Genomic DNA, 21,123 nt, shown 5'->3' with positions numbered 1-21,123 from the left:
TATTTTTGGAATATGGTTGTATTTATGACTTTTAGAAATTTTTAAATACTTAAAATTGACATAAACTTATGTTAAGGGAGGAGGTATTATGACTAACGTTGAAAAATGGGTTTTAAATTATCCGACCAAATGTTACCACTGCCAAAAGTATGCAGACCAAATTATAGAGATATATACAAACCAGGCCTTTGTTAAATGTTCTAACTGTGGGGCAACAAGATACTATCTAATAAGAAAAATCTCTGTTGAAGAGGAAAATATCTTAGAACTTGAAAAAAATAAAAAATCCAAGTATGATATTTGGTACTTGGAAAAGGAAGCAACTTGTTATAACTGTAAAAAAAATGGTATCCAGGATATTTTAGTAACTGAATCAAAACTCATTGTTAGATGTAGAAACTGTGGCTTTTCAAGGTATTATTGGTTCCACATGGTTAGCATATAATTGGGAGGGTGTTAAGTCAGTATATTGCATTTGATGCTACCATGTATGTTGTTGATTGTGTATCAACTGTACACAAAACCAAAGGTTTATATAGAACTTCAACGGTATATTATAACGTCATCAAAAATTAACATCATTGATGATTATTCTCAACATAAGATAGTAAATTAAAAGTAATTTGGAGGGAGATTATGGCTATAAAAGAATTAATTGTTGCTGAAGCATATCAGGGGGACGTGGGTAAAGGTATAGCAAGAATCGATCCATTAACAATGGAAGAACTTGTTTTAAAACCAGGAGATGTTATTGAAATAGAAGGTAAGGGTAAAGCATACGCTATTGTATATAGGGGTTATTTGGAAGACCAAGGAAAAGGAATTATAAGGATTGATGGTTTATTGAGGCAAAATGCCAGAGCAGGTATTGGGGACAAAGTTAAAGTTAGAAAAGTTGAAGTTAAAGAGGCTAATAAGGTAGTACTTGCCCCAATGCAACCAGTTAGGTTTAGTGGTGGATTTGAAGAATATGTCAAAAGCAGATTATTGGGACAAGTTGTTGGTAAAGGTTCAAGAGTAGTTATAGGTGTTTTAGGAACAGCATTTCCATTTATTGTAGTAAACACCTCCCCACAAGGACCTATAAGAATAACAGAATTTACAACAGTCGAGTTGAAAGAAGAACCTGTAAAAGAAATTAAAGAAAGCAAAGTTCCAAGTGTAACATATGAGGACATTGGTGGTTTAAAAGAAGAAGTTAGAAAGATTAGGGAAATGGTAGAACTCCCAATGAGGCATCCTGAATTATTCGAAAGGTTGGGTATTGAGCCACCAAAAGGTGTCCTCCTCGCAGGACCCCCAGGAACTGGTAAGACATTACTTGCTAAGGCAGTAGCAAATGAGGCAGGGGCTAACTTCTATTCAATAAATGGTCCAGAGATAATGAGTAAGTATGTTGGGGAAACAGAGGAGAACTTAAGAAAGATATTCCAAGAAGCAGAAGAGAATGCTCCATCAGTTATATTCATTGATGAGATTGATGCAATTGCACCAAAGAGGGATGAGGCAACTGGTGAAGTAGAAAGGAGAATGGTTGCCCAACTTCTAACCTTGATGGATGGACTTGAAGGTAGGGGACAGGTTGTTGTTATAGCGGCAACAAACAGGCCAGATGCATTAGACTCAGCATTGAGAAGACCTGGAAGATTTGATAGGGAGATCGTCATTGGAGTTCCTGACAGAAATGCAAGAAAAGAAATTTTACAAATACACACAAGAAACATGCCACTTGCAGAGGACGTTAACTTAGATTACCTTGCAGATGTAACACATGGATTCGTTGGGGCAGATTTAGCAGCGTTATGTAAAGAGGCTGCAATGAAAACATTAAGAAGAATCTTGCCAGATCTTGATTTAGATAAAGATGAAATTCCAAAGGACATCCTTGACAGTATAGAGGTAACAATGGATGACTTTAAGGAGGCATTGAAAGAAGTAGAGCCATCAGCATTGAGGGAAGTTTTAGTTGAAGTCCCAAATGTTAAATGGGATGACATTGGAGGTTTAGAGGAGGTTAAACAAGAACTTAAGGAAGCAGTTGAATGGCCATTAAAGCATAAAGAAGTATTTGAAAGAATGGGTATTAGACCACCAAGAGGGGTCTTACTCTTCGGTCCACCAGGAACTGGTAAAACATTGCTTGCTAAGGCAGTTGCAAATGAAAGTGAAGCAAACTTCATAAGCGTTAAAGGTCCAGAGATATTCAGTAAGTGGGTTGGTGAATCAGAGAAAGCAATTAGGGAGATATTTAGAAAGGCAAGACAAACAGCACCAACAGTAATATTCTTTGATGAAATTGACAGTATTGCTCCAAGAAGGGGTTCAGGACATGATAGTGGTGTAACTGAAAAAGTTGTTAATCAATTGCTAACTGAATTAGATGGATTGGAGGAACCCAAGGATGTTGTTGTTATAGCAGCAACAAACAGACCAGATATCCTTGATCCAGCATTACTTAGACCAGGAAGATTGGATAGAATTGTCTTTGTTCCAGCACCAGATAAGAAAACAAGATTGTCAATATTCAAAGTTCACACAAAAAACATGCCACTTGCAGAGGACGTTGACTTAGAAAAATTAGCAGAGAAAACAGAAGGCTACACTGGGGCAGATATTGAGGCAATTTGTAGAGAGGCTGCAATGCTGGCTCTAAGGGAAAACATGAAAGCAGATAAAGTCGAGATGAGGCACTTTGAAGAGGCATTGAAGAAAATTAGGCCATCAATAAATAAGGAAGATGTAGAAATCTATGAAAAATTGGCAAAAGAATATGGAAGAACAACAACAACCACATACAAAGAAAAGAAAAAAGATGATGGCAGGGAAGTAATCTAAACCCCAAATTTTTTATTTTTTTATTTCCCAATAATTTATATATTTGAATTTATAAGTTTCAGGAATATTTAAATATCTATTGTTATACATCTACATGTATGATTGTTAGTAACAGTAAAAAGGTTATCAGAGACCCAATTCATAAGGATATTCCATTGAGTTATGAAGAAATTAAGTTAGTGGATACTATAGACTTCCAAAGATTAAGGAATATAAAACAAACAGGATTAACATGCTTAGTATATCCAAGTGCAAACCATACGAGGTTCGAACACTCTCTTGGTACGATGTATATTGCTGGTGAAATTGCGGAAAGGTTAAATGCTGATGTGGAATTAACAAGAATATCTGCATTACTTCATGATATAGGACATCCTCCGTTCTCCCATACATTGGAGATATGTGGATACAACCATGAGCAGATGGCAAGGACGAAGATTAAAAAGATGGAATTTGAAAATTATTCAAACAAAGAAATTATCGATGTTTTAAATAAGAAGGGACTTGAGGGAAAAATAATAAGTGGGGATGTTGACGCTGATAGGATGGATTATCTGTTGAGAGATAGTTATCACACGGGAGTTGCCTATGGACTTATTGACTTGCCAAGGATTATGAGAAGTATTGTAACTTATGAAGAGATGGGTAAATTGAGAATTGGAATCTTAGAGAAGGGGATTCATGCTGTTGAATCTCTCTTAATTGCAAGGCATCAGATGTATCCAACCGTTTATATGCATCCAACATCAAGGATCGCAGATACTATGTTAAAAAGATCTGTGATGTATGCTTTGGAGGATAAGTTGTTTAGCATAAATGATTTGGCATATATGGATGACATAGATTTAATTTATACGTTGAGAAATAGCGAAGGGGAAGAAAATAGATTAATAAAAATGATTGATGGGAGGAAGTTGTTTAAAAAGATAATAACATACAAATATACCGACCTAACTCCAAAGGAAAGGTGGGTTTTAATTTCAATGGATGAAGAAAATGTGAGAAATCTTGAAAAAGAGTTATCAGAGTATTTAGGGACAAGTGTATTTTTGGATATTCCCGACTACCCAAAAATGGAAGAACATAGTGTCACAATCATCATAGATGATAAAAAATATAGGTTGGATGAAGTTTCCCCACTTGCAAAGAGTTTAAAGCCATCTGAAATTAGATTGTGGGATGTTGGGGTTTATGCTCCACCAGATAAGGTTGGGGAGATAAGGAAGAAGTTGGAATCATATAAAAGGGATATCCTAAAAGAATTTATAAAAGATATCCCTATTGAAAGTATTTTGCTGGATATTATTGAAGAGCATGGGATAATTAAAGGTAGGGGGGCATTTTTATCAATAGCAAAAGATCATGGGATGACAGAGAGCGAGTTTTTCTCTGAACTGCATAAGTTGGTATTTTGCGGATTGATAAAGGAGAAGATTGAGAAGATTGGTGGGATTTATAGGTATGATTACAATTTTGTAAAAATATAGTTATAAAGAAGTCCTAATTATAGCCAATACATTCCCATTCAAATTATTCAAATCAATTTCATCGTAAAATGGATTTTTTAAAATTTTTTTCAGTTCTTTCCCAACATCGCCCACAAATATAAAGTTTGCATCGTACTTTTCCAAAACTTTGGCTAATTTTTTAACATCTATCTCCTCACAAGTTATACCAAAATCACCACCAATAACTACAACTCCTCCAAAAACCTCTAAAAAATCCTTTATTGCATAATCAATTGCCTTAACATCAAGTCCCGGGTTTATGTTTTTAACAATATATCTATTTTTTATTTTTTCTACACTCATTCTACTGTTTATCTTAAAATTCTTTATTTTTTCAATTATCTCCTCAGTATCTAAGAAATTTTCGCAAACCTTTATGGCAAAAATTGAATTTTCCACAAGATGCATGCCAAAGACATCTTTGTTGAATTCAACAATATGGTCATTAAATTTGTATTTTAGTGGATATTTAGATATTATTTCCCCATTTGTATCTAAAACAAACAAATTTTCCAAATTTAATTTTAATTCATACTCTTCCAAAATCTTCATGTTTATATATTTCTTATCTGCATTTTTTAGGGTTGAGATCTTTGCCACTAAGGCGTTTCTCTTGCCCTTACTTATTGGGTAATTTTCAAGGATATTTGTAATAACTCCGTATCCACATGCCGTTATCCCAAGTGAAACCTCAAATACATAATAATCAAAATCAAGATTGCCTCTCCTGAGGACATTCAATATTGAAGTTGGGGTTATTGAACCTCTATTACTGTTGTGTAAAAAAACCTCATAATCATCCTTTAAAATAAAGTTTATCATCTCTGTCGTTGTTGTCTTTCCCTTAACCCCAGTAACTTCAATAAATTTTTTTTGTATGCCATATTTCTCCTTCACAATTTCTGAAACTGCATCGTGGAATGAGATAAAATCAACATCTATTGGACAGTGAATTGGGGCGATAACTTTGTCATATTTATTAAAGTTGATGTTTTCATCTTTTTTTATGATTTTTACCTTCGAAATTATGTCCTCATAGTTATTCAAAAAATCTTTATCCTTTTCCAACTTTCCATATATATCCCAAACATCAACGCTATATCCCAATTCTATATACTCTCTTGCCAAATCCAATGCTCCATGATTCACATCTACGATAAGCATGTAAATCCCAATTGTTATTTGTTAGATATTATTCTAAAAATGTTCACTGGAATGTATATAACCTCTTTCTTATGAAATTCATAAATATGTGGGATCTTAAAACTCCCTTGGAAGATATGGGTTATTATTCCTCCTTTCTCATTAACATATTTAACAACGAAATCCTTCGTTCCTGCGTTGTGGATGCTATATACAACATCTCCAATCTCCAATGCCTTATCTAAGAATATTCTATCTGCGTGCCTTTTTTGAGAACCAAATGGGGGATTTTGTATAACAACGATCTTCAAATCCCCACAAATTTCCTTTATAAAATTGGCATCAACATCAGCAACATCCATACAATAAAAATCAACATTTACATTAACTTTTTTTGCATTTTCTTTGGCAACCCCAATACTCTCTTCATCAATATCAATGCCTATAACTTTTTTTGCATTTAAAAGTTTGGCTCCAATTGCCAATATCCCAGTTCCACAGCCCAAATCAACAACAGCACTACCCTCAATATCATCCTTGGCAAAAAATAAAATCTCACTTGCCAATCTTCCCTCTATTGTATATTGCTCCAAACTTGCCTTAGGTTTTGGATGGGGTTTTAATTGATCCAATATTATCTCCAAATGTTTCTTTTTCATATTATCACTCTATTAAAGACTGATATATCTGTAGATGACATTCCATCTCGTCAATTGATATCCAAGTAATGCCCCAATTGCTGCAGGAACTGCAAAATCAAAGCCAAAAATCTCAGTACAGAGAATTGCAGAGGCAAGTGGGACATTTGCAATGGATGCCATGGATGCTGCAATTCCAAGGATTATGAATGGTGCTATATTCTCCACTCCAACCAAAGTTCCGAATAACGCCCCTGAAACTGCCCCAACAAACATTGATGGAATAACTAACCCTCCAGGAGTTCCAACCCCAACTGTGAATGTTGTTGCAAATATTTTTCCCAAGAGTATCAATGTTAACAAAACCACCCCATACTTCACAAAGAATAAATTTGATATCACATCAATACCCAAACCTAAAACTTGGGGGATAAAATAACCAATTAACATAACAACGATTCCTCCAACAAATGATTTGAAACACTGAGGATATTTAAGGCTATCAAAATAATCCCTTATCTTTCCATACATAGAGATATATAAAAATGCAGCAATAGAGCAGAACACTGCACACAAAAAGAACAGTATAAAGTCAGGTGGTGTTAAATTATATGATAAATCAATATTGAAGAGGTGCTTTTTCCCAGTGATTAGGTAATATGTAAAGTAGCCAATGACACTTGCAAAGATTGACGGAAACAAACCCCTATAGTTAAAATCATGACCATTAACTATTTCTGATGCAAATATCGCAGAACCGAGGGGAGCACAAAAAGCACCACTCAACCCACCAGCGATACCGCTAATGATTACTGCCTTTCTATACTTTAATTTTAAGACCTCATACAACACATCCGCAAATGATGCACTTGATTGAACACAAGGTCCCTCTTTTCCAGCACTACCTCCAAAACCAATAACAATCCCAGCGGCAATAATCTTTAAAAAACCAACAATGGGATTTAGTGGGATGTTGTTTTTTAATGCTTTCAAAACCCTATCAACACCAGAATCTTTTAAATTATGACAAAAATCAACCAACAATCCAGAAAATGCCAACGCAAATGGTATATATATTGGATTAAAATGTCCCCCTAAATAGGCAAAATGAATAATTATGGAAATAAATATAGCACTCAAACTACCAACGACACCGATAAGTGAAGATACATAAAGCCACTTTATAATCCTTTTTAAATTAAATACGTCAACTATCATTTTTTCCCTTTCGTAAATTTTAATAACATTGAAAGTAATATTATGTTTGTATTATAATATTAACAAACCGTATTTAAAAAATTGGGTGAGAAGATGGTAGTTTATTTTGACTATGCAGGTTCCCAGAACACAGAACAAACATTAAAACTTGCAGTTGAGAGGGCAAAGATGGGAGATATAAAGAGTATTGTTGTTGCATCTTCAACAGGAGAGACTGCAAAGAAACTCTTAGAATTTCTTAAAAAGGAAAATTTAAACTTAAATGTTGTTGTAGTTACCTACCACCAAGGATTTTATGGGGATGACACAAGAGCGATGAGTAATGAAACAAGAGAAGAATTGGAAAACATGGGGGCTAAAGTATTCATGGGAACTCATGCACTAAGTGGTGTTGAAAGAGGAATCTCAAGAAAATTAGGGGGTTACGGACCTGTTGAAGTTATAGCAGAAACATTGAGAACATTTGGACATGGAGTTAAGGTTTGTTATGAGATAGCAGTTATGGCAGCAGATGCAGGATTGGTTTCTGTAAAGGAGGACATTATCGCCATTGGTGGGAGGAGTAGGGGGGCAGATACAGCAATGGTTATAAAACCAGCAAATATGAACACGTTCTTTAATATTGAAGCAAAAGAAATTATATGCATGCCAAGAAACAAGAAAAAAATGGGTGAGTTGTAAGTTAATTATTTGTTTTACTTTTAACTATTTATTTTTATTTATTGTGAAGAAATCATCCAGTGTAACTTGCTTACCAAAATTTTTAAGTTCTTCCTTTGAAACCCCCAATGCCTCCATAATCCTTAAAACTGGTGGAAGGATTTGGTTTTCTATGTAGTATTCAACATCGTAATCCTTTGCTTCCTCTGGAAGTTTTGCCCTATCACTTATTGATTTTTCACCACTCGTTATAATATAACCAATAACATCCCCTATCCTTAACCTTCCACCTTTTTTTATTATTTTCTTTGCAACCTCAACATGCGGGGCGGTTGTTTTATATTCTTTTGGGTCTTTTGTTAGTTGGGTGTATATTATTAAATCCTCTTTATTTACTTTCCCCTTCTTTAAATCATCTATCACATTTTGAATGATTTTTGTTGCTTTATCCACATTCCCCTCAATTAAAAGCGTCTTTAAAACTGCTTTTTGTGTTTTTTTTGCAATGTTTGCCCAATCCCTCCTTACAAATTCCAAACCTTTGATGATTATTTTGTTGTTTTCATCTATTATGGCATATCTTTTCTTTGTTATAAAGATGCCTCTCTTATAAAAGCCTTCAAACTCCAACTCCATATTTTCTGGAAGTTTTGAATTTATCATATCTAAAAATTCATGAACCTTTTTGATAAGTTCATCTTTATCAATCTTTTCCTTCCAAACTGCATAAAAACCATCAGTATTATGGACTAAAATTCCATTTGCAAAAAATCTGTGTGTATCTTCAACCTCAATGTCATAAACATATCCATTATAATTAATTTTTTCAACTTTTTTAACTTTTACAAAATTGTATGTGTTGAGTGTTGATTTATCCAAAATTATTAAGTAGGCATTCCCTATTTTGCATGGTTTGATTTCAACGAATTTTTTATTTAAATAACCAATTAAAGAATGGTCTTCTGTAACATCAACATACCATTTATTTGTAATCCAAACACGATAGATGTTTTTATTTGTTTTATGCCTCATTACATAAGGCACTCTTTTCCAAACCAACTTACCATCATCATTTAAAGTTAAAGCATAAACATTATTTAGGGCATAATATTCCTTTTCTCCAATTGTATAATCGGCATTTTTAAACAAGTCCTTAATTTTTAGGAATTTTATTTCTTCATTTATTTTGACTATTATTTCAGTATCTTCCGTAACGCTATCAGCATATATAACCTTAAATCCAAATTTCTCCGCCTCTTTTATTGTTTCTTGTATGTATTTTCTCCCCAAGTATGTAACAACCTCTGCACACTCTTTTGAATACCACCTCGCCCTTGGAAATGCTAAATAACCATAATGACTATTTGCCAAAATCTTCAATGACTTCTGTTCATAATCAAAGAGTTTATATTCATTATCAACCTCTCCTTTTTTTGCTTTTTCTTTCATTTTTTTCTTAATATTCATTCTCCTCTCAACCAAATTCCTCAATGTTTTTGGTATTAGCCCTTCTTTCTTTTTACAGAACCAATGTTCCAAAATCTTTTCTGATTCATCCTTACAACACTCACAATCAATGGTATCTGGGCTTATGTTGTGGCTTATTATAATTGAGGGATATAATGCTTTAAAATCGTAAGAGATGATGCCTTCATGCATCCCCTTTATGGGTTCTTTAACATAACCCCCCTCGTAACTCTCTTTTAATCTTCTCTGATATTCTTCATTTGAAGGTTTATTTGGGGCAATGATGTTGTTTTTAAATGCATTTTTTAATAGGAGATATTCCACCATCTGACTACTACTCATCCTTGATATCTCAAAGAGTGTCTGATTAACAATCCTTGAAAACATCACCTCCAACGGCAAAAAATACTCCCCAATTTTAAATGTATAAAGTGCATCTTGAAATGAATATTCAATAAGTTTTTCATCATTTTCTTCCCAAAGTTTACTTATGTTCTGATGCCCAACTTCCAACTTCTTAATCCCAAAAAGTTCCAATGTAACATCTTCCAACTTATACTTTGTTAGATGGAGTAATCTCCTTGCTATTGGATATAAATCAATATGCACCCTCCCAGGGATGTAACTTCTTAAATGCATACCCCCTCTTGAGATTTTTATTTCTTCCCCATCCCTTCCTAAATTTAATTTTATTCCATAAATCTCTGCTCTTTTCTTTAAATAAGGAAAATCAAAGTTATCCCCATTATAGGTGTAAATGATATCATAACCCTTTAGAACTTCAATGATTCTCTTAATGAGTTCCTTTTCATCCTCAACAACCTCAACACGCTCATGGTTAAATGGTTTGTAAGTAATAACTTTCTTAAAATCCTCTGCACAAAAACTTGCCATTAGTATTGGGTCTTTTTGTGAATTTGGTTCGGAATTTCTATTATAAACTTCCATATCAAATGCTATAGCCTTTAATTTTGGAATACCTCTGCTTTTTATTTTATTTTTTTCAAAATCCCAATATGTCATGGGGATGATTTTGTTATCTATCAAATATCTCTTTGCAAATGGTATGTCATGCTCGTAAATATCCAAAACCTCATCAAATTCCTTCAAAATCCTCAACTTAGGAACGTATTTTGGATGTTTTGTAATTATTTTTAAAACTTCTTTTTCTTTGTTGATTATTTGTTTTTTGACTACTTCTATACTCTCAACGTAATGGGAAAGATTGTTCTTTTTTAAAAATTCCTCAATTTTTTCAATATTGTTGTTATTTAACTCAACATAAAAATAAGGTTTAAAATTCTCGTCCTTCAATATCTTCTGAATCAAATAAAGATAAATAATTGCCCTATTATTTTCAGTTTTATATATTAAATCAACTAATGCATCCATTTTAAACACCAAAAAGAAATTTTGCGGTGAATGATAAGTCATAGATTAAGTATATCCAAAATGTTTTTTAACCCTTCATCTTTGTCTACAACCTGTGCTCTAACCTCCCTCAAAATTCTTTGGATTGTGAATTTCTTCATGTGCCTATGTTTATGTGCTTTTTTTACCAATGGGCAACCGTATGGGAGTTTTATTTCTATGTTATTCTGTCTTAAAATTTTCCTGTTTTCATTCTTTGTTAGGGATAGGAAGGCAGGCATATTTATCCTTATTAACCCATCATCCATTGGGATAATTGACAAATACCCAACAGACAGTAGATCTCCAAAGATTACAAATTTAATGCCTTTATTTTTCGCATAATTTATAACCGCCTCTTCAACTGCCTTATGACATCTCCCACACGGGTGGTATCTTCCATCTTCAACATCTTTAGCAATCTCATCCATATTAATATCTATAAATTCATGCTTTATATCTAATTTTTTTGAGAGGTTTTTTATATGGTTTTTAACCTCTTCATGCATGATGTATTTTGAGTACACGGTAACCCCAACAACATCAAAAATACTTTTTGAGATTATTGCAGAGGCAGAACTATCAACTCCACCACTAAATGCTACAACGCATGTAGGTTTATGCCTCACATCAAATCTGTAAAACTTCTCGCCCTTAATCCTTCTATTCAACAAATTCATCAAATTGTCATATACATCCAAATCTATCAAATTTTTTTCTTTTATCAATTTTAACGCTTTCTTTGATGTATTTAATCTTATTTCTTTTATAATTTCCTCCATACTCTCACGGATTGGGGAAAATATGAATAAAATTCCAAATAATGCATAATTAATAATTTTTATAATTTTGCACTCAGCATCCTCTCTATTGCAACTCTTGCTTTTTTAATAATCTCTTCGTCGAGGGTTATCTCATACTTCTCCTCTTTTAAACATCTTTCAACCTTCTCTAACGTTATCCTCTTCATAGGGTCGCAGATAGCATCTTCTCTTAATGGAATTAGTACCTTCTCTTCCCCAGTTTTCTCAAGTTCGAGTTTTATCCTTGTAATCAACTCAACCTCAGTACCGATAATAAACTTTTTCTTATCAGAGTTTAGAACATGTCTTATCATTCCACTTGTACTTAAAATATAGTCTGCAGAATCCTGAACCTCTGGATTACACTCAGGATGCACGAGGAGTTCTGCATTAGGATATTCCTTCCTAACTCTCTTAACATCTTCAAGAGTGAACTTCTTATGTACATAACAATGTCCATCCTCAGGGATTGGGATAATCTTCTTATCCGTTCTTTTTGAAACGAAGTAAGCGAGGTTTCTATCTGGACCGAATAAAACCTTCTCACAATCGAGGAAGTTAACCACCTTATCCGCATTTGCTGAAGTGCACGTTGCATCAGCGAGAGCCTTAGTTTCAGCGAGTGTATTAACGTAAACAACAACCATCGCATCAGGATGCTTTTCTTTTGCTTTTTTCACCACATCTGCTGGCAACTGATGAGCCATTGGACACTCAATGTCTTTAATTTCTGGAATGAGAACTTTTTTATCGCTGTTTAGGATTTTCGCTGTTTCCGCCATGAAATCTACTCCGCAAAATACTATTATATCTGCCCTTGTTTCCTTCGCTTTTATACAGAGTTCCAAAGAATCTCCCACGAAATCCGCAATCCTCTGAATTTCTTCTGGTTGGTAGTTGTGGGCCAATATTATCGCATTTTTCTCTTTTTTTAATTGATTTATTCTTTGAACGATATCACTCATGGTTATTCCTCCATATTGAAGTTAAATTTTTAAAATAAAAACTATTTAAAATTAAAGTTATTTTTAAATAATAAAACAAAGGTTTCAGATTTAAATTTAATATTATTTCACATAGTTAGAATTCCAATACATAGCCCTCTCTTTTTAATCGTTCAACAACATCATCCCATGATGGCAGGTTTGTTTGACAGCCTTTTTTTTCAATAACAAATGATGCCACGCAGGAACCAATTAATCCACACTCTTTTAAGTTATACCCTCTTACATAACCTGTTAAAAATCCTGCTCTATAACTGTCTCCAGCACCTGTTGGGTCAACAACTTTCTTTGCTTTAATACTTGGAATTTTTATTTCTTCATCTTTTGTATATATTATACTCCCATCTTTACCATGGGTTACAACCAAAACGTCAACCTTATTCATCAAACTCTCCAAATTAGTGTTTAATAACTTTAAAATTCTCTCAAACTCATGTTTATTCATAAATAAAAAATTAGTGTTTTCTATAACTTTTTCCATGGTTTCTTTGTCATATAATGGCAAATCCTGCCCAGGGTCAAAAGATACCAATATATTATTTTTTTTCGCTTTTTCTGCGCATTTTACATTAAACTTTGGGTCTCCAGTGGCTAAATGGACAATTTCTGATCCGAATAATGGTGGATTTAGTTCTTTGTAATGTTTTGCTGCTCCCCAAAGGAAGAATGTTATTTGGTTGTTGTCCTTATCTGTAAATATCCATGCCTTTGGAGTTTCTTCTTCCTCCGAGTGGTAGATTTGGGAAATATCAACACCGAAGTTTTTTAAGTATCTCTCGTATCCAGAATTTTTGAAGTCATAGCCAACACACGATACAATGCCAGAGGATAATCCAAGTTTTGCCACACCAACGGCAACATTACATGCCGCTCCACCATAGTATTTCCTTGCAGATGGAATTTGAATGGATGTATTTGGTTCTGGGAATTTCTCAACGTTGAATATATAATCCAATGCTATATGCCCAACAGATACGATCTTATTTTTCTTAGAGTTAAAACTATCCTCATCCATGCAACCACCATAATGATAATTTGTTAAGACCTATCTTTTTATAATATATCTTATTTAGGATTTTCGAAAATGATATAACAGATTTAAATATTTAAAAAATAAAATGATTACCTACCTTCAACAACCTTTATAGCCTCTTTTAAATCTATCAACCCCTTATACAATGCAGAACCGATTACAACTCCTTCAACCCCACAATCTTTCAACTTTATTAAATCATCAATAGATGTAACCCCACCAGAAGCAACAACTGGGATATCCAATGAATCTACCAACTCCTTAATTGGATTTACATCAATTCCCTTCAAAAGCCCTTCAACATTTACATTTGTAAACAAAATACTCCCAGCACCTTTCTCCTGCAAAATTTTCCCAATCTCTACTGGAGTGTATTTTGTTTTTTCCTTCCATCCCTTTATAACAACATATCCATCTTTTGCATCCAACGCAACCATGATTTTCTTACTATCCAATCTTTTTGAAAGTTCTTCAACAAAATTTGGATTTTGAATTGCAATAGTTCCAATGATTATTCTTTCAGCACCAATGTTTATTAATTCCATTGCATCCTCAATAGTTCTAATCCCTCCACCAATTTCCACTGGGATATTTACCTCTTCTATAATTTTCTTTAAAATTTCTCTGTTTTTTCTTTTTCCTTCAAACGCTCCATCTAAATCTACCAAATGTAACATCTTTGCTCCTTCCTCTTCCCATCTCTTTGCAACTTCTACAGGATTGTCTAATTCGATATGTTTTTTGCTTGGATCCCCCTGTATAAGTTGAACACATTTTTGGTCTTTTATATCAACTGCAGGAATTATATTCATCTTTTCACCACATACTTATGGTTATTGGATAGTTTGTTTTTAAGTCCTTTCTTTTCTTTACCATCAAAATAGCATCCTCTCCATCATCGTAGTACTTTGGGAGAAATCTCTTATCAACATAACCTCTCTTATAATAAAACATCCTCGCTTTTTTATTGCTAACTCTAACCTCCAAAACAATGTATTTAACATTGCATCTCTCAAAAAAGTACTTTTCTAAATATTCAATCAATATTGATCCTATTCCCCTGTTTCTAAATTTTCTATCCACTGCAATTGAAATTATATGACCATTTCCCCATTCAATCGTGCCTATAATATAACCAACAATATGACCATCAATTTCAGCAACAATAAATCCATCTGGAAAGTTTGTGTATAGGTGAATCAATAAAAAACGTGGATATATTTTTTTAAATGATTGCTTTTCTATCTCCTCAACCCTGTCCAAATCCTCCAATCTGAATCTCCTAATCCCAATCATATTTTCCATCCTAACCTTATTGCGTTATAAAAAGAGTTTCATCTGAATAATATTAAAAAACATATATAAAAAAACATAATATTAAATATAAACCTTAATTTCCTTATCAAGAACCTTTACGGTTTCATATTCCCCTTCTGGTTCTTTTTCAACAACTTCAATCTTATCTTTGTTTGCTATGTCGTTTGCAATAATCTCTAAGATGTATTTGTATTCATCATCGTTAGTGTATAGTTTAACTTTTGTTTTGAATTTTCTTGCCAATCTTGCTATTTCCCTCAACGCCAATTTTGTTTCTGTGGTCAACTCCAAATATTCCTTTGCTATTTTTAAATCCTCCAAAGTCCCACATAAAACAGGATACTTCACATCGTGAATTTCATCCGTCCTAATATCAAACTTAACATTGCACATCTCTAACAATCTGGCAATAATGGATTGTGGTAATCCGGGAGGTATTGGCATTTCTATTATTTGATTATCCATATCTTCCATAAATTTCCCTCCAATTATTTGTTTAATTCAAATTCAACTTCTGATTTTGGTTTTATCTTTACAAGAATGTAGTTCTTCATCATAGACCTTGTTATATATGCAATATCTTTTAAAACGTAATTCCCTACTTTAACATTTGCAATTTTATCCTTGTATTTATCATAATCCATCTTAATCCTCAAACCATCAAGTTGCGTAACAATAGGCATTGGAGAAAGTATGTTAAATACCTCCTCAACCCTCTTTTCAATCTCATCCTTAACAACAACTGGTGGCACAATTGGGGGGTCGTAGGAGAGTTCTCTCCTTCTTTCATTTATCAAATCTGTAACAACATCTACCATCTTTCTCAATGCCCTGGTCTCTTCCCCGTGTCTCAACCTATGTGCCCTCCTTCCCAAGTTTCCAACATACGGGTAAGGGATATCCAACTCTTCCGGTCCTCCAGTTACAACTACCGGAATATCTACATCAAATAAATGGGTTTTGTCTTTTATGCAATTTTCAAAATTACCCATTACGTATATTGCAACATCATGCTCTTCTATGAGTTTCTTCTCTCTCTCGCTAATTCTACTTATATTTTTTCCTGCTCCGTGTGCAAGACCTATCATATTTGGCTTTGCCCCAAATCTCCTAACGTATTCTGATATATCACATGCGGTGTGTGGAAGGTGGTGCCTTGACAAACTTGGGGCAACAACTGCTATCTCAATCCCTGCCAATGGCGTCTCAACAACCTTTCCCTTATATTTCTTAGCCTCTTCTTTAAATGCCTCAATCTCACTTTGAGGCAAAGCAACGGTCATATAAACATCCAACTGCATGACATGCTCCTGAATAACAAAGCCACCTATATCTTCAATCCATTCCTTTAAAATATTATTCTTATATACTCCTCCTTCATATCTAACAATTTCATACATTTTTCCACCAAAATAACCTTTTCATTTTGATTCCAAATTGTTTAATTCTAACTCCCTTAACAATAATTTTCTACATGAGTAAGAAACATGATGGGCAATATTCACCAACTCCAATTCCCCCAAAGTTTTTGGATGAATAACTTCCTTTCCCAACAAACTTGAAACGTGTTCTTTTGGGATTTTAAAAAATTCCCCCTTCTCACAAACTATGTAGTCGTAGTTTCCTTTTATTTTACCCATTAATTCTTTAACCTCTTTTATTATATCCTTTGGCGTTTGTGTTGAACTTTCTGAGTAATACACCTCTATCTTTTCAACATGTATTACCCTATCTGCTGATATCTCAGCCAAAATTCCTGCATAGAGCCTTAGAAATTTCCCATACACATCATGCCTCCCAGACACATCTATTCCAAGAACCTTTATCTTACCACCTCATATTTTTAAGTTTTAGAAATCTATTCTAATAGTTACAGTTCCAAAGGTTTTTTTGCTATCTCTGAATGATGTTATATCAGTTATTACCCTAATAATAGAAGATCTCTCATTAATTAGTGTGATGTGATCAGTTATTATAATTTCCTCAAATGCATATTTTTCAATGAGGTTTATGACCTCTTTGGCTATCTTCTCATCTATTAGGTTTAAAGTTTTTGTTGTTATAGTTATATGCTCTATCTTATTTTTACTCTTCATTATTTTTGCAAGTGGTTCCCAATCTCTTGTCAATATCTCAATATACCCCTCTTTTTCTGAGACAATATACCCCCTCGCACCAAGCAATACAACCATATCATCGGCAAGTTTATTTATCTTTGATGCATCCCTATCGTAAAAATAAAAGTTTGTTATGTGTTTGCATTCTGTTATTTTTGGCATTTCGTTGAGTAAAATTACTGATGCCCTCAATAAATCACTTTTTGTTACAATTCCAAGTAAATTGTTTTTATCATCAACAACTAAAATCCTTCCAATATCATTTTTCCACATAATTTTTTGGACGTCTGCTGCACTTGTTTTTGGAGAGACGGTTACCAACTTACTCTCAGGGGTCATCACATCTTTAACTTTAAATTTTTTAAATAACTCCTTTCCAATCTTTTTTAAATCATTGAAGGTTACAATACCAAGGATATTATCATTCTCATCAACAACAGGATAACCCAAATGCTTATGTTCTCTAATATGTTTTTCAAATTTTTCCAAGTTCATATCTTCTGGAACTGTTAAAACGTCTTTTGTCATTATGTTCTCTACTGTTATCTCATTTAAGACACTTGAGGCGTAGGTTTTTATTATGTCTTCCTCAAACTCTATTAAAAATTTGGTTATTTTTTCGAATATCTCATCCAAATGTTCCAACTCCAACCCAATGTTGTATATCCTCTCAATTGTTGATAGTTTTTTAAAAAACATAAATATCACCACAAAGAATTTATGACCAAAGGAGTTAAATAACTTAAAGTTTTATAATTAATTTAATATTATATTTAATATCTTAATCCCCATTAAAGGATAATATTTTTTGTATTCTATTTTTATTTTTTAGTTTGTTATATTTAAGTTTTTTAATTCTGTAGTATTATGGATTGTTGTTTTATGGGAGTAAAGGTAATCACGGTTAGTTAATTAGAACTCATCTACCTTAAAAAATAAACATTTTAAGTATTCAGTTCCCTTTGATGTTATTGGATGATCTGCAGATTGAGTTCTGTAAGATCCTATCTGTCTAATCCATTTATTTGCCTTTAATGCCGCATCTATCGCTACTGCTTTAAATTCTGAGGGTTCAATTGGTTGTGAGCATGAGCATGTAACGAGTAACCTCTTTGCAAGTTTTGCACCATATCTATTTAGCAAATGGTAACCTCTAACTGCATTTTTCACATCTTTTTTTGACTGAGCAAATGCAGGTGGATCGAGAATAACAACATCAAATTCCTCCCTATCTTCAATCATCTCCTCCATAATTTTGAATGCGTTCCCTACTTTAAACTCATATTTGCTCTCATCAATGTCATTCAACTGCATGTTCTCCTTTGCCAATTCTATGGCTTTTTTTGATAAATCTATTCCAACAACCTCAGATCCTTTTATTGCAGCATGGACAGCAAATCCTCCAGTATAACAGCAGACATCTAAAACCCTATCTCCCTCTTTTATATATCTCTCAAGTTCTAACCTATTATCTCTTTGGTCTAAGAAAAAACCTGTCTTTTGCCCCTCAAATGTGACTTTAAATTTTGCATTTCCTTCTTTTATTATTGTTTCTGTTTTTTCTCCACATAATATTCCTTCCTGCTCTTTTAAACCTGCCCTTCTTCTATTCCGTCCAATACTTTTTTCATATATACTATCAATCCCCAAATCCAAGAGTGTCTCCACTATGGTATCTTTCATCAACTCAAAACCATGGTTAAAAATTTGGATAGTACATATGTCATTGTATTTATCAATAACAAGCCCATTTAACCAGTCAGATTGAGTATATACCATCCTATAAGCACCCTCAAATCCTAAAAACTTCCTATAATTGTTTGCCTCAATGATTTTATTTCTTACATAATTTTCATCAATTTTCTCCTTTTTTAGAGTTACTATCCTTATTTCATGCGGATTTTTAAAACCCCTACCTAAAAATTTACCTTTTTTTGAATAAACGTCAACAATTTCTCCAATATCAAGTTTTTCAAAATCTTTTATATTTAAAATTCCATTCTTTTTAACGATTAAATTTCCTTTTTCTATTGCACTGTATGCCGCAAAATTGACGTATATTTTTGGATAATCCATGATATCACCACATAAAAAATTTATTGAAAAAATAGAATGTGAACTTTAAATTTTGTTGTAAAAATAATTAATAGATAACTGCTCAGAGTCTTATAGTCTATGCACCATATTTATTAGCCAATCCCATCAAGTCCATCAATATGGGCATTATGTACTTACCTTTAATCCATCCTAATCCTCCTTTATATGTGCTAAATTCATCAAACTTCTCAACGTCATCTGTTCTAACACTTCTACCCCAAATAACTATTGGTATTGGGTCTGCTGAGTGGTCTTTTTCTTCTATTGGTGTTGAATGATCTCCAGTTAATACGAGATAAACCTCATCTTTATCAACATTTTCAATAAAGTATTTCAGCATCTCATCAATCTTCTCAATGACAATTTTCTTTGTCTCATAATCCCCATCATGTCCTGCCTCATCTGCACCTTTAACATTGATTAAAATAAAGTCATACTCTTTTAATGCTTCAACTAACGCCTTTGCCTTACCCATAAAGTTTGTTTCTGGTGTTCCAGTCGCTCCTTCTACTTCAATAAGATCTAATCCAGCCATTTTAGCAATACCTTTTATCAATCCTGTTCCAGCAATGCAAGCCCCTTTTAATCCATATCTTTCCTCAAACTTCTGCACATAAGGAACCTTTCCAGCACCTCTTGGTAAAATCATATTTGCAACTGGTAAACCTTTCTTTCTCCTCTCTTCATTTATTGGGTGGTTGTTTAGTTTTTCATAGGCAATTTTTAATAATTTATTTAATATTTCTGCTGTTCTCTTAGCCTCTTCTGAATCATCCAATGGTTCAATCATTTTAACTTTTCTACCTTCCTTTTTAGGGTCTGCATCAGTTATCTTATCACTCAACCCATCTCCTCTTAAAACCAGTGCTGCCCTATAACCACCAGATTGCTTAAATATAACTTTAACCCCATCAATTTCCAAACCATCCAACTCTCTTGCTAATTCTTCAGTTTCTTTGATTCTTCCTGCCCTCCTGTCTAAAACAACAAAATTCTCATCAACAGTGGCAAAGTTACATCTAAATGCAATATCTCCTTCTTTAACATCAATACCAACACCACATGCCTCAAAAGGTCCTCTTCCAGTATATACTTCATAAGGGTTGTATCCTAAAATTGCGAGGTGTGAGGTGTCACTCCCTGGCCTAACCCCAATATCTACAGCATTCATAATTCCACAAATTCCTTCTTTTGCAATTTTATCCATTGTTGGTGTATTTGCCTCTTTTAATGGGGTGTTGCCTTCTTTATTTGGCCTATCCCCTAAACCATCAATGATAAAAATAACTGCCTTCATTCTACCACCTTGTTATTTTTTGCATTATGTTAATGGGTTAGGTATATATATTTTAATTGTATTTATCTGATTAGTGCCTTTATGGTCGTTTGTATTATATCCCATTCTATGAAATTAAAGAGATAAATTGATTTATTTAGAATTTTATGTTTGATTTATTGTTACAGTATCTCCGAATATGCATTAGATATACACAACCGAGTATTACCACCATAATAATCAAAGGAAGGTTTGCAATACAAGTTTGCAAAGTCGTTAATTGATATAATAAATTCTTTTAAATTATAATTTAAATTATAAGGAATTTCGTTTTATGTTTCATCCAAATCCAAAAGTTATGGATTATCGCTCTAAGTATAAATAGAAACAACCTAACCTTTAAAGTCCTGGATTTCGTTTTTATTTTTAGGTCTTTAAACATTCTAAATCTTGTTTCTATATTCCAACGCTTTTTATAGATTTTTAGATAGTCCTTTGCATGTTCAAAATCAAGATTCGTTAAGAAAGTGTAATAAACGGTATTATCTTCAACGATTATTAATTTTGATATAAATATTACCTAATTCCCATCACACA

At 33.2% G+C, this 21,123-nt stretch carries 20 protein-coding genes; 4 read left to right on the top strand and 16 right to left on the bottom strand.

The window, feature by feature from the left end; translation table 11 throughout:
* Positions 1-88: 88 nt before the first annotated feature.
* The 3 genes from METFODRAFT_RS04155 (at position 89) to METFODRAFT_RS04145 (ending at position 4,322) form a co-directional block, all read left to right on the top strand.
* Complete coding sequence (locus METFODRAFT_RS04155) at positions 89-445, top strand: hypothetical protein (RefSeq protein ID WP_007044288.1); 357 nt, start codon at positions 89-91, stop codon at positions 443-445.
* Positions 446-636: 191 nt separating this feature from the next.
* Positions 637-2,835 (top strand): CDC48 family AAA ATPase, encoded by a 2,199-nt coding sequence (locus tag METFODRAFT_RS04150; RefSeq protein ID WP_007044287.1) that lies wholly within the window; start codon positions 637-639, stop codon positions 2,833-2,835.
* Positions 2,836-2,933: 98 nt separating this feature from the next.
* Positions 2,934-4,322, top strand: coding sequence for an HD domain-containing protein (locus METFODRAFT_RS04145; RefSeq protein WP_007044286.1), 1,389 nt, complete (start codon positions 2,934-2,936; stop codon positions 4,320-4,322).
* Here METFODRAFT_RS04145 and cfbE read toward each other — a convergent pair whose 3' ends face one another.
* Genes cfbE through METFODRAFT_RS04130 form a run of 3 tightly spaced genes read right to left on the bottom strand, consistent with a single transcriptional unit; the run spans position 4,323 to position 7,342 of the window.
* Positions 4,323-5,507 carry a coenzyme F430 synthase gene (cfbE, locus tag METFODRAFT_RS04140; RefSeq protein ID WP_007044285.1) on the bottom strand — a complete coding sequence of 395 codons (1,185 nt, stop codon included), beginning with the start codon at positions 5,505-5,507 and terminating at the stop codon, positions 4,323-4,325. It lies immediately after the preceding gene.
* Positions 5,508-5,521: 14 nt separating this feature from the next.
* Positions 5,522-6,145, bottom strand: coding sequence for an METTL5 family protein (locus METFODRAFT_RS04135; RefSeq protein ID WP_007044284.1), 624 nt, complete (start codon positions 6,143-6,145; stop codon positions 5,522-5,524).
* Positions 6,146-6,157: 12 nt separating this feature from the next.
* Complete coding sequence (locus METFODRAFT_RS04130) at positions 6,158-7,342, bottom strand: chloride channel protein (RefSeq protein ID WP_007044283.1); 1,185 nt, start codon at positions 7,340-7,342, stop codon at positions 6,158-6,160.
* Positions 7,343-7,435: 93 nt separating this feature from the next.
* On the opposite strand from METFODRAFT_RS04130, the gene METFODRAFT_RS04125 reads away from it, so the two are divergent.
* A complete protein-coding gene (locus tag METFODRAFT_RS04125) occupies positions 7,436-8,023 on the top strand; it encodes a pyruvate kinase alpha/beta domain-containing protein (RefSeq protein ID WP_007044282.1) in 588 nt (195 codons plus the stop codon).
* A 24-nt stretch (positions 8,024-8,047) separates the two neighbouring features.
* Here METFODRAFT_RS04125 and METFODRAFT_RS04120 read toward each other — a convergent pair whose 3' ends face one another.
* The 13 genes from METFODRAFT_RS04120 to METFODRAFT_RS11770 all read right to left on the bottom strand — a co-directional run bounded on the left by METFODRAFT_RS04120 (position 8,048) and on the right by METFODRAFT_RS11770 (position 20,986).
* On the bottom strand, positions 8,048-10,861 hold the full coding sequence (locus tag METFODRAFT_RS04120; RefSeq protein WP_048115554.1) for a DNA polymerase domain-containing protein: 2,814 nt from the start codon (positions 10,859-10,861) through the stop codon (positions 8,048-8,050).
* A gap of 38 nt (positions 10,862-10,899) precedes the next feature.
* A complete protein-coding gene (locus METFODRAFT_RS04115) occupies positions 10,900-11,661 on the bottom strand; it encodes a 7-cyano-7-deazaguanine synthase (RefSeq protein WP_007044280.1) in 762 nt (253 codons plus the stop codon).
* A gap of 59 nt (positions 11,662-11,720) precedes the next feature.
* Positions 11,721-12,647 carry a quinolinate synthase gene (gene nadA, locus METFODRAFT_RS04110; RefSeq protein WP_007044279.1) on the bottom strand — a complete coding sequence of 309 codons (927 nt, stop codon included), beginning with the start codon at positions 12,645-12,647 and terminating at the stop codon, positions 11,721-11,723.
* Positions 12,648-12,762: 115 nt separating this feature from the next.
* Positions 12,763-13,701: a carbohydrate kinase family protein gene (locus METFODRAFT_RS04105; protein ID WP_007044278.1), complete on the bottom strand. Its 939-nt coding sequence runs from the start codon at positions 13,699-13,701 to the stop codon at positions 12,763-12,765.
* Between the two features lie 107 nt (positions 13,702-13,808).
* A complete protein-coding gene (gene hisA, locus METFODRAFT_RS04100) occupies positions 13,809-14,531 on the bottom strand; it encodes a 1-(5-phosphoribosyl)-5-[(5-phosphoribosylamino)methylideneamino]imidazole-4-carboxamide isomerase (protein ID WP_007044277.1) in 723 nt (240 codons plus the stop codon).
* 4 nt (positions 14,532-14,535) lie between these two features.
* A complete protein-coding gene (rimI, locus tag METFODRAFT_RS04095) occupies positions 14,536-15,015 on the bottom strand; it encodes a ribosomal protein S18-alanine N-acetyltransferase (RefSeq protein ID WP_048115552.1) in 480 nt (159 codons plus the stop codon).
* An 81-nt stretch (positions 15,016-15,096) separates the two neighbouring features.
* Positions 15,097-15,510 (bottom strand): hypothetical protein, encoded by a 414-nt coding sequence (locus METFODRAFT_RS04090; RefSeq protein WP_007044275.1) that lies wholly within the window; start codon positions 15,508-15,510, stop codon positions 15,097-15,099.
* A 14-nt stretch (positions 15,511-15,524) separates the two neighbouring features.
* On the bottom strand, positions 15,525-16,436 hold the full coding sequence (locus METFODRAFT_RS04085) for a methanogenesis marker 7 protein (protein ID WP_007044274.1): 912 nt from the start codon (positions 16,434-16,436) through the stop codon (positions 15,525-15,527).
* A 21-nt stretch (positions 16,437-16,457) separates the two neighbouring features.
* Entirely contained in the window at positions 16,458-16,862 is a 405-nt protein-coding gene (locus tag METFODRAFT_RS04080; protein ID WP_048115550.1) for a DUF2209 family protein, read from the bottom strand.
* A 24-nt stretch (positions 16,863-16,886) separates the two neighbouring features.
* Complete coding sequence (locus tag METFODRAFT_RS04075) at positions 16,887-17,852, bottom strand: CBS domain-containing protein (RefSeq protein ID WP_007044272.1); 966 nt, start codon at positions 17,850-17,852, stop codon at positions 16,887-16,889.
* Between the two features lie 213 nt (positions 17,853-18,065).
* On the bottom strand, positions 18,066-19,229 hold the full coding sequence (locus tag METFODRAFT_RS04070; RefSeq protein ID WP_007044271.1) for a class I SAM-dependent rRNA methyltransferase: 1,164 nt from the start codon (positions 19,227-19,229) through the stop codon (positions 18,066-18,068).
* 97 nt (positions 19,230-19,326) lie between these two features.
* Complete coding sequence (locus METFODRAFT_RS04065; RefSeq protein ID WP_007044270.1) at positions 19,327-20,547, bottom strand: 2,3-bisphosphoglycerate-independent phosphoglycerate mutase; 1,221 nt, start codon at positions 20,545-20,547, stop codon at positions 19,327-19,329.
* 289 nt (positions 20,548-20,836) lie between these two features.
* Positions 20,837-20,986, bottom strand: a complete 150-nt coding sequence (locus tag METFODRAFT_RS11770) for a hypothetical protein (protein WP_342626861.1) — start codon at positions 20,984-20,986, stop codon at positions 20,837-20,839.
* Between the last annotated feature and the right edge of the window lie 137 nt (positions 20,987-21,123).

The organism is Methanotorris formicicus Mc-S-70, assembly GCF_000243455.1.
GTDB classification, from domain to species: Archaea; AGJL01; Methanococci; order Methanococcales; family Methanococcaceae; genus Methanotorris; species Methanotorris formicicus.
This window is presented reverse-complemented; position numbering and strand designations above follow the sequence as displayed.